The 15,678-nt window shown below is 69.4% G+C and carries 2 protein-coding genes (1 of these 2 running past the window's edge); both read left to right on the top strand.

Annotated features, from left to right (window positions below):
- Window positions 1-31: 31 nt before the first annotated feature.
- Window positions 32-13,852 (top strand): non-ribosomal peptide synthetase, encoded by a 13,821-nt coding sequence (locus tag FRANCCI3_RS28565; protein WP_011436873.1) that lies wholly within the window; start codon window positions 32-34, stop codon window positions 13,850-13,852.
- Window positions 13,849-15,678 carry the 5' end (the start) of a non-ribosomal peptide synthetase gene (locus FRANCCI3_RS28560; protein ID WP_011436872.1) on the top strand. Its footprint extends 5,988 nt past the window's final position, so only the first 1,830 of its 7,818 coding nucleotides appear in the window; its start codon is at window positions 13,849-13,851; the stop codon falls past the right edge of the window. The genes FRANCCI3_RS28565 and FRANCCI3_RS28560 overlap by 4 nt, the downstream gene beginning before the upstream one ends.

Raw genomic sequence — 15,678 nt, 5'->3', positions numbered from 1 at the left:
CACCTTCGCGGAACTCGAGAGGAGAAGCACGGTGGCTCAGTTGGAGATAGAGGATCTGTGGCCGCTGTCGCCGTTGCAGGAAGGGCTTCTCTTCCACGCCCTGTATGACGAGCAGGGCTCCGACGTCTACGCGTTGCAGGCCGTACTGGACATCGAGGGTCCGCTCGACGCCGCGATCCTGCGGCAGTCCGGCCAGCGGCTGCTGGACCGGCATGCCAACCTGCGGGCCGGGTTCCGGCAGCCCGCGGCGCTGGACCAGCCGGTACAGGTGATTGCCAGGCAGGTGGAGCTGCCCTGGTCGGAGACGGACTTGTCGGGGCTGCCGGAAGCCACGGCACAGGCGCGGGCCGGCGAGGCGACGGCCGAGGAGCACGGCCGCCGGTTTGACCCGGCGGCGCCGCCGTTGCTGCGCTTCCTGCTGATCCGGTTCGGCGCGCGGCGGCATCGATTGGTGATCACCGTCCACCACATCCTGCTGGATGGCTGGTCGCTGTCGGTGCTGCTGCGTGAGCTGTTCGCCGTGTACCGGAGCGGTGGGCGACTGAACGGGCTGCCGCCGGTGAGGCCCTACCGGGATCACCTGGCCTGGCTGGGGCAGCAGGATCGGGAACAGGCCCGTACGGCGTGGCAGGAGGAGCTGGCCGGGGTCGACGGGCCGACACTCGTCGCTGCGGTCGATCCGGCGCAGGCCTCGCCGGAACCCGGTCGGGTGCGCTTCTCGGTGAGTGAGGAGCTGACGGCGGCGCTGCGCGGCCTGGCCCGCGGTCATGGGCTGACGTTGAACACCCTGATCCAGGGCGTATGGGCGATGCTGGTCAGCCGGTTGGCCGGGCGCTCGGATGTGGTGTTGGGGGCGATGGTGGCCGGCCGTCCGCCCGAGCTGCCCGGTGTGGAGGACATGCTGGGGCTGTTCGTCAACACGGTGCCGGTGCGGGTGTCGCTGGACCCGAACCAGCCGGTGACCTCGATGCTGGCGGCCCTGCAGGACCGGCAGTCGGCTCTGATCGCTCACCAGTACCTGGGGCTGGCCGAGATCCAGCGGCTGGCCGGTGCGGGGGCGACCTTCGACACGCTGTTCGCCTACGAGAGCTACCCCTCCGATTCGCCCGGGCGGGCTCCGGGCGAGGACGGTCTCAAGATCAGTCAGGCGGTGGGCGGGCTTGAGGCGACTCACTACCCGCTCAGCCTCACCGTGCTGCCCGACGAGCGGCTCGGCTTCCGCATGACGCACCGGCCGGACGTCTTCTCGCGTGAGGCGGCCGAAGGCTTCGCCCGGTCGCTGGTGGAGCTGCTGGAGGCTGTGGCGGCGGATCCGGGGGTGTTGGTGGGTCGGGTGCCGGTGTTGGGTGCGGCTGAGTGGGTGCGGGTGGTGGAGGAGTGGAATGACACTGGGGTTGGGGTTGGGGTGGGGACGTTGCCGGGGGTGTTTGGGGGGTGGGTGGCTGCGGGGCGGGATGTGGTGGCGGTGGTGTCGGGGGGTGTGCGGGTGACGTATGGGGAGTTGGAGGTGGCGGCGAATCGGGTGGCGCGGGATTTGGTGGCGGCTGGGGTGCGGTCTGGTGATCGGGTTGGGGTGGTGATGGAGCGGTCGGTGGAGTTGGTGGCGGTGTTGGTGGGGGTGGTGAAGGTGGGGGCGGCGTATGTGCCGGTGGATGTGGAGTGGCCGGTGGTGCGGGTGGGGCGGGTGCTGGCTGAGGCGGGGGTGCGGGTGGTGGTGGCTGATGTGGGGGTGTCTGATCTGCCGGGGTCTGTCGGGGTGGTGTGGGCGGGTGGCTGGGTGGATGGGGAGGGGGAGTGTGGGCCGCCGGCGGTGCGGGTGGGTGCGGATGATGTGGCGTATGTGATGTATACGTCGGGGTCGACGGGGGTGCCGAAGGGTGTGGCGGTGACGCATGCGGGTGTGGTCGGGTTGGCGGCGGATCGGTGTTGGTCGCGGGAGGTTCATGGGCGGGTGTTGTTTCATGCGTCGCATGCGTTTGACGCGTCGACGTGGGAGTTGTGGGTGGCGTTGTTGTCGGGGGGTCAGGTGGTGGTGGCGCCGGCCGGGCGGGTCGACGCTGGGGTGCTGAAGGGGTTGATTTCGGATTTTGGGCCGACGGTGGTGCATGTGACGGCGGGGTTGTTTGCGGCGGTGGCGGAGGAGGCGCCGGGGTGTTTTGTGGGGGTGCGTGAGGTGGTGACGGGTGGGGATGTGGTGAGTGCGGCGGCGGTGGTGCGGGTGGTGGAGGCGTGTCCGGGGGTGGTGGTGCGGCAGTTGTATGGGCCGACGGAGGTGACGGTGTGTGCGACGGTGTTTGAGGTGCGGCCGGGGGATGAGGTTGCCTCGGTGGTGCCGATTGGCCGTCCGATGGATAACACCCGGGTGTTTGTGTTGGATCGGTTTTTGCAGCCGGTGCCGCCGGGGGTGACGGGTGAGTTGTATGTGGCGGGTGTGGGGTTGGCGCGTGGGTATTTTGGCCGGCCTGGGTTGACGGGGGAGCGGTTTGTGGCGTGTCCGTTTTCCGGGTCTGGGGAGCGGATGTATCGGACGGGGGATTTGGGGCGGTGGACGGGGGAGGGGCAGTTGGTGTTCGCCGGTCGGGTGGATGGGCAGGTGAAGGTTCGTGGTTTTCGGATTGAGTTGGGTGAGGTGGAGGCGGTGTTGGGGTTGTATCCGGGGGTGGGGCGGTGTGTGGTGGTGGTGCGTGAGGATGAGCCGGGGCAGAAACGGTTGGTCGCCTATGTCGTCGCCTCCGAGGGGGAGGCGCTCGACACCGTCCAGATCCGCGACTTTGTGGCGGGTTTGTTGCCGGAGTATATGGTGCCGGCGGTGGTGGTGGTGTTGTCTGGGTTGCCGTTGACTGGTCAGGGGAAGGTGGATCGGGGTGCGTTGCCGGTTCCGGATTTCGCGGGTCGGGTGGGGGGTCGTTCGCCGCGTACCGCGGTGGAGGAGGTGTTGTGTGGTTTGTTTGCGGGGGTGTTGCGGTTGGAGCGGGTCGGGGTCGAGGACAGTTTCTTCGATCTTGGTGGTGATTCGATTATGTCGATGCAGTTGGTGGCGCGGGCTCGGCGGGCGGGTGTGGTGGTCAGTGCGCAGGATGTGTTCGAGTACAAGACGCCGGCCGGGTTGGCTGTGGTGGCTCAGAGCAGTCTTGCCGAGGTTGTGCCCGCTGATGTCGGTATCGGTGAGGTGCCGCTGACTCCCGCCATGCAGTGGGTGGCCCGGCGGGCCGGAGTGGCGGGGCTGGACCGGTTCTCGCAGTCGGTCTCGGTGGCCGTCCCCGCCGAACTCGACTTGGCCAGGCTGGCCGTCGTCCTCAAAGCCCTGGTGAACCACCACGACGTGCTGCGGGCCCGGCTGGTCCGTCCCGACGACCACGACCCCGCCACGTGGCGCTTCGACATCCCCGCCGTCGACCCGGCCGACGCCGACTCCGGTGCGCTGGTGCGCCGGGTTGACGCGGTGGGCCTGGACGACGACGGACTCACCGGTGTCCTGCGGGATCAGGAACGCGCGGCGGCGGGCCGGTTGGATCCGGTGTCGGGGGTGATGGTTCAGGTGGTGTGGCTGGATCGGGGGGTGGGGGTTTCCGGGCGGCTGTTGCTGGTTGTTCATCATCTGGTGGTGGACGGGGTGTCCTGGCGGATTCTGTTGCCGGATTTGGCGGCGGCTTATGCGGCTTGTGTGGCTGGTGGTGGGGTGGAGTTGGAGCCGGTGGGGACGGCGTTTCGTCGTTGGGCTCTGCTGGCTCGGGCTCAGGCGCAGGATCCGGTTCGGGTGGCGGAACTGCCTGTGTGGCAGCGGATTCTTACCGGTGATGACGTCCTGTTGGGTGACCGGCCGCTTGATCCGGCCCGTGATGTGGCGTCGAGTATGCGGCAGCTGTCGTTTTCGGTGTCCCTGGAGGTGACGGCGGCGTTGTTGACGGTGGTGCCCAGGCTGTTTCATGCCGGGGTTAATGATGTGTTGCTGGCTGGGTTGGCGGCTGCGGTGGTGGAGTGGCGTGGGGGGGTTGGTTCGGTCCTGGTGGATGTGGAGGGTCATGGCCGGGAGCCGCTGGCCGATGGGGTCGACCTGTCGCGGACGGTGGGTTGGTTTACCAGTGTTTATCCGGTGAGGTTGGAGCCGGGTGAGGTGGACTTTGTCGATGTGCGGGCCGGTGGTGACGCGGCTGGTGTGGTGTTGAAGAGGGTCAAGGAGCAGGTGCGGGCGGTGCCCGGTGATGGTCTGGGTTTCGGGCTGTTGCGTTATCTGAATCCCGCTACGCGGCCGGCGTTGGCGGCGCTGCCGACCCCGCAGATCGGCTTCAACTACCTGGGCAGGTTCACCACCGGTTCCGGGCGGCAGGAGTGGCAGCCGGTGGCGCTCGGCGGGGACATGGACGAGCGGATGCCCGCCGCCCACATCCTGGAAGCAGGCGGAGTCGTCCGTGACGGCGCGGACGGCCCCGAGCTGAGCCTGATGTTCTCCTGGCCGGGGGAGTTGTTGGCCGAGTCCGCCGTGCGGGAGTTGGCCGAGGGCTGGGTGGCGATGCTGACCGGCTTGGCCGCGCACGCCGCGCGGCCTGGTGCGGGCGGGCACAGCCCGTCGGACTTCCCACTGGTCCCGCTGGCCCAGGGGCACGTGACCGAGCTGGAGGCTGCGCAGCCCGGCTTGGCCGAGGTGTGGCCGCTGTCGCCCCTGCAGGAGGGCCTGCTGTTCCACGCCATGCTCGGCGAGCAGGCGCTGGACGCCTACTCGGGGCAGGGCCTGCTGAACCTGCTCGGCCCGCTGGACACCGCTGTACTGCGGGCTGCGGGCCAGGCGCTGCTGGACCGGCATCCCAACCTGCGCGCCGGATTCCGGCACCTCGCCGGCCTGGAGCAGCCGGTCCAGGTGATCGCCGATCGGGTCGCGCTGCCATGGCGTGAGGCGGACGTGTCGGCGCTGCCTTCGGCCGAAGCCGAGGCGGAGGCCGACCGGCTGGCCGCCGCCGAGCTGGCCCGTGCCTTCGACCCCGCGGTGCCCCCGCTGCTGCGGTTCCTGGTGATCCGGTTCGGCGCACGACACCACCGCCTGGTGATCACCAACCATCACATCCTGATGGATGGTTGGTCGCTGCCGGTCCTGCTGCGTGAGTTGTCCACCATCTATGCGGCCGGCGGTGACCCGATCGGACTGCCACCGGTCACGCCGTACGGGGAGTATCTGGCCTGGCTAGGCCGCCAGGACCGGCACGCGGCGCGCGAGGCCTGGCAGCGGGAGCTGGCCGGCACGACGGAACCGACCCTGGTCGCGCCGGGCGACCCGGCCCGGCTTCCGGTGGCGCCGGGCCGGGTCATGGCCTCTGCGGGCCCCGAACTGATCGCGGCCCTGCGCGCCCTGGCCAGGGAGCACGACCTGACGCTGAACACGGTCGTGCAGGGGGCGTGGGCGATGCTGGTCAGTCGGTTGGCGGGGCAGCGCGATGTGGTGTTCGGTGCGGTCGTCGCGGGTCGTCCGCCCGAGCTGCCCGGGGTGGAGGACATGCTGGGGCTGTTCGTCAACACGGTGCCGGTGCGGGTGCCGCTGGACCCGAACCGGCCCGTCATCGAGATGCTGACCGCGTTGCAGGACCGGCAGTCGGCTCTGATCGCCCACCAGTACCTGGGGCTGGCCGAGATCCAGCGGTTGGCCGGTGCGGGCGCGACCTTCGACACGCTGGTGGCCTACGAGAACTATCCCTTCGACCCGGATGCTGGGCCCGAGCCCGGGTCCGGGCCCGACGACACGCTGCGGATCACCCCGGCCGGGGGGCGTGACTCGACGCACTATCCGCTGACGCTCGCGGTCATCCCGGGTGCCACGGACCTGCGGCTGCGGCTGACCTACCGCCCGGACGTGTTCGAGCCCGACCAGGTCGAGGGCTTCGGGCGCTGGTTGGTACGGATCCTGGAGGCTGTGGCGGCGGATCCGGGGGTGTTGGTGGGTCGGGTGCCGGTGTTGGGTGCGGCTGAGTGGGTGCGGGTGGTGGAGGAGTGGAATGACACTGGGGTTGGGGTTGGGGTGGGGACGTTGCCGGGGGTGTTTGGGGGGTGGGTGGCTGCGGGGCGGGATGTGGTGGCGGTGGTGTCGGGGGGTGTGCGGGTGACGTATGGGGAGTTGGAGGTGGCGGCGAATCGGGTGGCGCGGGATTTGGTGGCGGCTGGGGTGCGGTCTGGTGATCGGGTTGGGGTGGTGATGGAGCGGTCGGTGGAGTTGGTGGCGGTGTTGGTGGGGGTGGTGAAGGTGGGGGCGGCGTATGTGCCGGTGGATGTGGAGTGGCCGGTGGTGCGGGTGGGGCGGGTGCTGGCTGAGGCGGGGGTGCGGGTGGTGGTGGCCGACGACTGGGCGCCTGATCTGCCGGGGTCTGTCGGGGTGGTGTGGGCGGGTGGCTGGGTGGATGGGGAGGGGGAGTGTGGGCCGCCGGCGGTGCGGGTGGGTGCGGATGATGTGGCGTATGTGATGTATACGTCGGGGTCGACGGGGGTGCCGAAGGGTGTGGCGGTGACGCATGCGGGTGTGGTCGGGTTGGCGGCGGATCGGTGTTGGTCGCGGGAGGTTCATGGGCGGGTGTTGTTTCATGCGTCGCATGCGTTTGACGCGTCGACGTGGGAGTTGTGGGTGGCGTTGTTGTCGGGGGGTCAGGTGGTGGTGGCGCCGGCCGGGCGGGTCGACGCTGGGGTGCTGAAGGGGTTGATTTCGGATTTTGGGCCGACGGTGGTGCATGTGACGGCGGGGTTGTTTGCGGCGGTGGCGGAGGAGGCGCCGGGGTGTTTTGTGGGGGTGCGTGAGGTGGTGACGGGTGGGGATGTGGTGAGTGCGGCGGCGGTGGTGCGGGTGGTGGAGGCGTGTCCGGGGGTGGTGGTGCGGCAGTTGTATGGGCCGACGGAGGTGACGGTGTGTGCGACGGTGTTTGAGGTGCGGCCGGGGGATGAGGTTGCCTCGGTGGTGCCGATTGGCCGTCCGATGGATAACACCCGGGTGTTTGTGTTGGATCGGTTTTTGCAGCCGGTGCCGCCGGGGGTGACGGGTGAGTTGTATGTGGCGGGTGTGGGGTTGGCGCGTGGGTATTTTGGCCGGCCTGGGTTGACGGGGGAGCGGTTTGTGGCGTGTCCGTTTTCCGGGTCTGGGGAGCGGATGTATCGGACGGGGGATTTGGGGCGGTGGACGGGGGAGGGGCAGTTGGTGTTCGCCGGTCGGGTGGATGGGCAGGTGAAGGTTCGTGGTTTTCGGATTGAGTTGGGTGAGGTGGAGGCGGTGTTGGGGTTGTATCCGGGGGTGGGGCGGTGTGTGGTGGTGGTGCGTGAGGATGAGCCGGGGCAGAAACGGTTGGTCGCCTATGTCGTCGCCTCCGAGGGGGAGGCGCTCGACACCGTCCAGATCCGCGACTTTGTGGCGGGTTTGTTGCCGGAGTATATGGTGCCGGCGGTGGTGGTGGTGTTGTCTGGGTTGCCGTTGACTGGTCAGGGGAAGGTGGATCGGGGTGCGTTGCCGGTTCCGGATTTCGCGGGTCGGGTGGGGGGTCGTTCGCCGCGTACCGCGGTGGAGGAGGTGTTGTGTGGTTTGTTTGCGGAGGTGTTGCGGTTGGAGCGGGTCGGGGTCGAGGACAGTTTCTTCGATCTTGGTGGTGATTCGATTATGTCGATGCAGTTGGTGGCGCGGGCTCGGCGGGCGGGTGTGGTGGTCAGTGCGCAGGATGTGTTCGAGTACAAGACGCCGGCCGGGTTGGCTGTGGTGGCTCAGAGCAGTCTTGCCGAGGTTGTGCCCGCTGATGTCGGTATCGGTGAGGTGCCGCTGACTCCTGCCATGTGTGGGTTGGTCCGGCGGGCCGGAGTGGCGGGGCTGGACCGGTTCTCGCAGGCGATGCTCGTCGTCGTGCCGGCCGGGATCGACCTGGAGCGTCTGGGCGTCGCTGTCAATGCCCTGGTGGACCATCACGACGTGCTGCGGGCCCGGCTGGTCTGCCCGGACGAGCGGGATTCGGCCACGTGGAAGCTGGATGTTCCGCCTGCGGGTGAGGGGGCCGGTGGGCTGGTGCGGCGGGTGGACGCGGTCGGTCTGGCCGAGGCGCCGCTCACCGAGTTGATCAAGGTGCAGCAGCGTGCCGCCGCGGGCCGGTTGGATCCGGTGTCGGGGGTGATGGTTCAGGTGGTGTGGCTGGATCGGGGGGTGGGGGTTTCCGGGCGGCTGTTGCTGGTTGTTCATCATCTGGTGGTGGACGGGGTGTCCTGGCGGATTCTGTTGCCGGATTTGGCGGCGGCTTATGCGGCTTGTGTGGCTGGTGGTGGGGTGGAGTTGGAGCCGGTGGGGACGGCGTTTCGTCGTTGGGCTCTGCTGGCTCGGGCTCAGGCGCAGGATCCGGTTCGGGTGGCGGAACTGCCTGTGTGGCAGCGGATTCTTACCGGTGATGACGTCCTGTTGGGTGACCGGCCGCTTGATCCGGCCCGTGATGTGGCGTCGAGTATGCGGCAGCTGTCGTTTTCGGTGTCCCTGGAGGTGACGGCGGCGTTGTTGACGGTGGTGCCCAGGCTGTTTCATGCCGGGGTTAATGATGTGTTGCTGGCTGGGTTGGCGGCTGCGGTGGTGGAGTGGCGTGGGGGGGTTGGTTCGGTCCTGGTGGATGTGGAGGGTCATGGCCGGGAGCCGCTGGCCGATGGGGTCGACCTGTCGCGGACGGTGGGTTGGTTTACCAGTGTTTATCCGGTGAGGTTGGAGCCGGGTGAGGTGGACTTTGTCGATGTGCGGGCCGGTGGTGACGCGGCTGGTGTGGTGTTGAAGAGGGTCAAGGAGCAGGTGCGGGCGGTGCCCGGTGATGGTCTGGGTTTCGGGCTGTTGCGTTATCTGAATCCCGCTACGCGGCCGGCGTTGGCGGCGCTGCCGACCCCGCAGATCGGCTTCAACTACCTGGGCCGCTTCGCTACTGGAGCCGGTGACGTTGCCGAGCCGGCCGGCTGGCAGCAGATCGGGCTCGGCGGAAACGCGGACGAGCGCATGCCCGCTTCCCACGTGCTCAGCGCCGGAGCGGTCGTCCGTGATGGGGTGGGTGGTCCGGAGTTGAGTATTTCGCTGTCTTGGCCGGGGGAGTTGTTGGCCGAGTCTGTCGTGCGGGAGTTGGGCGAGGGCTGGGTGGCGATGCTGGGTGGTTTGGCCGCGCATGCCGCGCGGCCTGGTGCGGGCGGGCACAGCCCGTCGGACTTTCCGTTGGTGCTATTGGATCAGGGTCAGGTGGCTGAGCTGGAGGCTGCGCAGCCGGGTCTGGCCGAGGTGTGGCCGCTGGCGCCGTTGCAGGAGGGGTTGCTGTTCCATGCGGTGTTCGACGAGGGTGCGGTGGACGTCTACTCCGGCCAGCATGTTCTGGATCTGGAGGGTTCGTTGGATGCGGGGGTGTTGCGGGCGGCGGGTCAGGCGTTGCTGGATCGGCATTCCAACTTGCGGGCCGGGTTCCATCAGGTGGCTGGGCTTGACCAGGCCGTGCAGGTGATTCCTGGGACTGTGACGTTGCCGTGGCGTGAGGTGGATCTGTCTGTGCTGGCTGGGGATGTGGGGTTGGTGGAGGCTGATCGGTTGGCTGCGGAGGAGTTGGAGCGGCGGTTCGATCCGGCGGTGCCTCCGTTGTTGCGGTTTTTGTTGATTCGGTTGGGTGCGCGGCATCACCGGCTGGTGATCACTAATCATCACATTCTGTTGGATGGTTGGTCGTTGCCGATTCTCAAGCGTGAGCTGTTTCAGGTGTATCGCTTTGGTGGGGGGGTGGCTGGGTTGCCGCCGGTCACGTCGTATGGGGGGTATCTGGCGTGGTTGGGTCGCCAGGACCGGCAGGTTGCCCGGGAGGTCTGGCGGGCCGAGCTGGCTGGCGTCGACGAGCCGACCCTGGTCGCCGAGGCCGATCCGGCACGGGAGCCGGTGGTCCCCGAGGTGCTCCAGATCAGGGCGGACCGAGAGCTGACGGCGGCGTTGCGCGAGTTGGCTCGCCGCCATGGCCTGACGTTGAACACGGTGCTGCAGGGGGCGTGGGCGTTGCTGGTCAGCCGCCTGGCCGGGCGCCGTGACGTGGTGTTCGGGGCGGTCGTCGCGGGACGGCCCCCGGAGCTGCCCGGCGTGGAGAACATGCTGGGCCTGTTCATCAACACGCTGCCGGTCCGGGTGCCGCTCGACCCGGCCCAGCCGGTGGTGGAGATGCTGGCTGACCTGCAGGGTCGCCAGTCGGAGCTGATGCCCCACCAGTACCTGGGGCTGACCGAGATCCAGCGACTCGCTGGGCCCGGCGCCACCTTCGACACCCTCGTCGCCTACGAGAGCTTCCCGGTCGACCCGTCCGGTCCGGCGGACGGCCGCGGGCTGGCCGTCGCTCCCGCCGGAGGCCGGGACGCCACCCACTATCCGCTCACGCTGGCGGTGAGTCCCGGTGGCGACCAGCTCGGACTGAGGCTGAGCTACCGGCCGGACCTGTACGACCTGAACGCGGCCCGGGAATTGCTGAACTGGCTGGTGCGGATTCTGGCGGTGATTGCGGCGGATGGTGGGGTGCTTGTTGGTCGGGTGGGGGTGTTGGGGGAGGTTGAGCGGGCTCGGCTGGTGGGGGAGTGGAATGCGACGGGTGCGGTGGTGCCGGGGGTGACGTTGCCGGGGTTGTTTGAGGCTCGGGTGGTGGTGTCTTCGGGTGCGTTGGCGGTGGTGGATGGGGATGTGCGGTTGTCGTATGGGGAGTTGGAGGCGGCGGCGAATCGGTTGGCGTGGCATCTGATTGCTGGGGGGGTGGGGCCGGGGGGGATTGTGGCGGTGGTGGTGCCGCGGTCGGTGGATCTGGTGGTGGCGGTGTTGGCGGTGTTGAAGGCTGGTGCGGCGTATCTGCCGGTTGATCCGGATTATCCGGCGTCGCGGGTGGGGTTCATGGTGGATGATGCGGGTCCGGTGGCGGTGGTGTGCACGGTGGCGACGGAGGGTCTGTTGCCTGAGCATTCCGCGTTTCGGGTGGTGGTGGATGAGGCTGGGACGGCTGGGGTGGTGGCGGCGCGGCCGGCGACGGTTCCGGGTCGGTTGAGGCCGTTGTCGGTGGCTGATCCGGCTTATGTGATGTATACGTCGGGGTCGACGGGGGTGCCGAAGGGTGTGGTGGTTTCTCATCGGTCGGTGGTGAATTATCTGGCGCATGTGGGGGAGCGGTATCCGAGTGTGGCTGGCGGGTCGTTGTTGCATTCGTCGGTGGCGTTTGATCTGACGGTGACGGCGCTGTTCGGGCCGTTGCTGTCGGGGGGGTGTGTGTTTGTTGGGGAGTTGGCTGCCGGGTCGGGGGAGCGGTTGTTGGTGAAGGTGACGCCGAGTCATCTGCGGTTGTTGGCTGAGTCGGGTGTGTCGGTGGGTGCGGGGCATCTTGTGGTGGGTGGGGAGCAGCTGACCGGGGAGATGCTTGCTGTCTGGCGTGGGCGTCATCCGGCGGCGGTGGTGGTCAATGAGTATGGGCCGACCGAGGCGACGGTTGGGTGTCTGGAGTATCGGGTGGAGCCGGGGGAGGTGGTTAGTCGGGGTGTGGTGCCGATCGGGCGGCCGATTCGTAACGCGCGGGTGTTTGTGTTGGATTCTTTTCTGCAGCCGGTGCCGTCTGGTGTGGTGGGGGAGTTGTATGTGGCTGGGGTGGGTGTGGCGCGGGGGTATTTGAACCGGCCGGGTTTGACGGCGGAGCGGTTTGTGGCGTGCCCGTTCGGGGGTGGGCGGATGTACCGGACTGGTGATCTTGTTCGCTGGTCTGGTGCGGGTCAGTTGGTGTATGTGGGCCGGGTGGATAGTCAGGTGAAGGTGCGGGGTTATCGGATTGAGCCGGGTGAGGTTGAGGTGGTTTTGGCGGGGTGTCCGGGGGTGGGTCAGGTTGCGGTGGTGGTGCGGGAGGATCTGCCGGGTCAGCGGCGTCTGGTGGCGTATGTGGTGCCGGCTGGGGGGGTGGCGGTTGATACTGCTGGGATTCGGGGGTTTGCGGCTGCTCGGTTGCCGGAGTACATGGTGCCGGCGGTGGTGGTGGTGCTTCCGGTTTTGCCGTTGACGGTCAATGGCAAGGTGGATCGGGTGGCGTTGCCGGTTCCTGATTTTGCGGATCGGGTGGGTGGTCGGGAGCCGCGTACCGCGGTGGAGGAGGTGTTGTGTGGTTTGTTCGCGGAGGTGCTGCATCTGGAGCGGGTCGGGGTCGAGGACAGTTTCTTCGATTTGGGTGGTGACTCGATCGTGTCGATGCAGCTTGTTGCTCGTGCCCGCCGGGTGGGGGTGGTGATTACGCCTCGTCAGGTGTTTGAGTGCAGGACTCCGGCGGCGCTGGCCGTGGTGGCGGGTGAGGGTGCCGGTGGTGGCGGGCCGGAGGATGTGGGGGTCGGCGAGGTGCCATTCACCCCGGTCATGCACCGGATGGCCGGGCACGCGGGCCTGGCCGGGCTGGCCGGGCGGTACTCCCAGTCGGTCCTCGCCGTGGTCCCGGCCGGGTTGGACCAGGATCACCTGAACACCGCGGTCCAGGCCGTGCTGGACCATCACGACGCGCTGCGGGCCAGGCTGGTCTGCCCCGACGAGCACGACACCGCGTCGTGGCGGCTTGACATCCCCGCCGCCGGGTCGGTGGGTGCGGTGGGGTCGGTGGCCGGGGAGTTGGTGCGGCGGGTCGAGGCGGTGGGCCTGGACGACGACGAGCTCGCCGAGTTGGCGGCGGTACAGGGCCGGGCCGCCGCCGAGCGCCTCGACCCGCGGGCCGGGGTGATGGTCCAGGTGGTGTGGTTGGACCGGGGCCGCGAGCTTCCGGGCCGGGTGCTGCTGGTGGCACACCACCTGGTGGTCGACGGCGTGTCCTGGCGGGTGCTGGTGCCGGACCTGGCCGCGGCCTACCGGGCGGTGGCCGCTGGCAGCCCGGTGGAGCTTGACCCGGTTGGCACCTCGTTTCGGCGCTGGGCGCTGCTGGCCGCCGCGCAGGCCCAGGACAGGGCGGCCGAGCTTCCGCGGTGGGAGCGGATGCTGGCGGTGGAGGAGCCACTGATCGGTGGCCGCCCGCTGGACCCGGACCGGGACGTCGCGGCTGACATGCGCCGCGTGTCGCGGAGTGTGCCCTCCGAGGTCACCGCCGAGTTGCTGACCAGTGTTCCGGCGGCGTTCCATGCCGGGATCAACGATGTGCTGCTGGCGGGGTTCACGGTGGCGGTCAACGAGTGGCGGGGGACTTCCGGCCCGGTGCTGGTGGATGTGGAGGGGCACGGCCGTGAGCCGTTGGCCGAGGGGGTGGACCTGTCGCGCACGGTCGGCTGGTTCACCGAGATCCATCCCGTCCGGCTGGACCCCGGCAGCACCGACTTCGCCCGGATACGCGCCGGCGGCGACGCCGCGGGGCAGGCGGTCAAGCAGGTCAAGGAGCAGCTTCGTGCCGTGCCGGGCGACGGCCTCGGCTACGGGCTGCTGCGTTACCTCAACCCTGACACGCGCCCGGTCCTCGCGGCGCTACCCACCCCACAGATCGGCTTCAACTACATGGGCCGCTTCACCGTCGCGCCCAGGGCCCAGGGCGACGAGCAGGCGGACTGGTGGCAGCTCGGTCTGGGCGGCGACACCGGTACCCTGCCCGCCTCCTACGCGCTGGAAGCCGGCGGCGTCGTGCGCGACGGCCCGGCGGGCGCGGAGCTCACCGTCCTGCTGTCCTGGCCCGGCGACCTGTTCGACGAGGCGCGGGTCGCTGCCCTCGCCGAGGGATGGGTGGCGACGCTGACCGGGCTGGCCGAGCACGCCGCGCGCCCCGAGGCGGGCGGGCACACCCCCTCCGACTTCCCGCTGCTCGCCATGGCGCAGGGCGAGCTCGACGTGGTGGCGGCCGAACTAACGCGGAACACGCACGAGAGGAGAGCCCGGTGAGCCAGCTCGACGTGGAGGATCTGTGGCCGCTGTCCCCGCTACAGGAGGGCCTGCTCTTCCAGACGCTCTACGACGGGCGGACCGGCGACGTCTACTCCGGCCAGCGTGACCTTGATCTGACCGGGCCGCTGGACCCGGCGCTGCTGCGGGCGTCCGGGGAGGCCCTGCTGGACCGGCACGCCAACCTGCGGGCCGGGTTCCAGCAGCTCTCCGGCCTGGACCAGCCCGTGCAGGTGATCGCCAGGAAGGTACGGCTGCCGTGGCGTGAGGTCGACCTGGCGCACCTGGCGGAAGAAGCGGCGTTGGAACAGGCCATGCGGCTGGCCGCCGAGGAGCGGGACCGCGGGTTCGATCCGGCGCAGCCGCCACTACTGCGTTTCCTGCTGATCCGGTTCGGTGCGCGGCGCCACCGGCTGGTGCTCACCATCCACCACATCCTGCTGGACGGCTGGTCGCAGCCGATGTTCACGCGGGAGCTGTTCGCCGTCTACCAGGCCGGAGGCACGACGGGCGGGCTGAAGCCGGTCTCGCCGTACCGGGACTACCTGGAGTGGCTCGGCCGCCAGGACCGCCAGGCCGCCCGTGAGGCGTGGCGGGTCGAGCTGGCCGGGACGGACGAGCCGACCCTGGTGGCCCAGCCCGATCCGGTGCGCGAGCCGCAGCCGGCCGAGCGCGTGAACACCTCGGTGAGCCCCGAGCTGACGGCAGCTCTGCGGGCCCTCGCTCGTGGTCATGAGCTGACGATGAACACGGTCGTCCAGGGCGCCTGGGCACTGCTGGTCAGCCGCCTGGCCGGCCGCCGTGACGTGGTGTTCGGCGCGGTGGTGGCGGGCCGCCCGCCCGAACTGCCCAGGGTCGAGGACATGGTAGGCCTGTTCATCAACACCGTGCCGATCCGGGTGCCGCTCGACCCCGCCCAGCCGGTCGCCGAGATGCTTACGGCGCTGCAGGCCCGCCAGACGGCGCTGATGTCCTGCCACTACCTGGGCCTTGCCGAGATCCAGCGGATCACCGGCCCCGGCGCCACCTTCGACACGCTGCTGGCCTACGAGAACTACCCGCTCGACTCGTCGTGGGTCTCCGCGATGGCTGACGACCGCGACCTGACGATCACCCCGGCCGGGGGGCACGAGGCGCCGCACTATCCGCTCGCGCTGGCCGTGGTCCCTGGCCGGGACCGGCTGGAGCTGCGGCTGTCCTACCAGCCCGAGGTGTACGAGCGGGAGATGGCCGAGGGGCTGGCCGCCGCCATGGTGCGGGTGCTGGCGGCGATCGCCGCCGACCCGGCCGCCCGTGTCGGCACGGTCGGCATCCTGGACGAGACGGGCCGGGATCTGGTGATCCGGCGGTGGAACGACACCGCGGTGCCGGTGGACGCCGGGTCGCTGGTCACGGCGTTCGAGCGACGCGTCGCCGAGCATCCGCACGCCGTCGCCATCGACGGGGACGTCACGCTGACCTACCAGGAGCTGAACGCGCGCGCCGACCGGCTCGCCCGTCTGCTGGCCACGCTCGGCGTGGGCACCGAGAGCCTGGTCGGGGTGCTGATGGAGCGGTCGGCCGAGCTGGTGGTGGCGCTGCTCGGGGTGGTGAAGGCGGGCGCCGCCTATGTGCCGCTGGATGCCGCCAACCCGCTGGAGCGGATGAAGGCCGTGATCGCCGAGGCCGCACCCGTGGCGCTGCTGGTCGGCCAGGCCACGATCGACCACCCGATGACCCGCGAGGGCGGCCTGCCCGCCGCCAACATCGTCCGGGTCCCCTCGGAGGTGCCGGCCGGCGACGGCCCCTTCCCGGTTGCCCCGGCCGCGGCCAACCTGGCGTACGTC

Origin of the sequence: Frankia casuarinae (assembly GCF_000013345.1) — a bacterium.
GTDB classification, from domain to species: Bacteria; Actinomycetota; Actinomycetes; order Frankiales; family Frankiaceae; genus Frankia; species Frankia casuarinae.
This window is presented reverse-complemented; position numbering and strand designations above follow the sequence as displayed.